This window comes from Chryseobacterium sp. SIMBA_028 (assembly GCF_046535285.1).
GTDB lineage: Bacteria > Bacteroidota > Bacteroidia > Flavobacteriales > Weeksellaceae > Chryseobacterium.
Window position 1 is genome coordinate 1 of record NZ_JAWRWZ010000231.1, and the last position, 276, is coordinate 276.

The window sequence follows — 276 nt, forward strand, 5'->3', positions numbered from 1 at the left end:
GGACTGACGAGTCTCCAGATCATGCGCCGCCACATCCTTTCGGGGGTGACCGGGCCGGCGCTGACGCAAATCAGTATCGTGGCCGCTGTGGCGTGCATCGCCGAAGCAGGCATCGGCTACCTCGGACTCGGCGTTCCGCCTCCGGCCCCGAGCTGGGGAAACCTAGTGACAGACGCCCAGAACGTGATGCCTATCAGTGCATGGATGCTCGTACCCACCGGTGGCATCATCGCCGTCGTCACTCTGAGCCTCACGCTTCTAGGAAACGGCATCCGT

General features: G+C 63.4%; 1 pseudogene. It reads left to right on the forward strand.

From position 1 onward, the window contains the following. Window positions 1-276, forward strand: a pseudogene (locus SCA31_RS23270) (hypothetical protein); the annotation flags it as partial.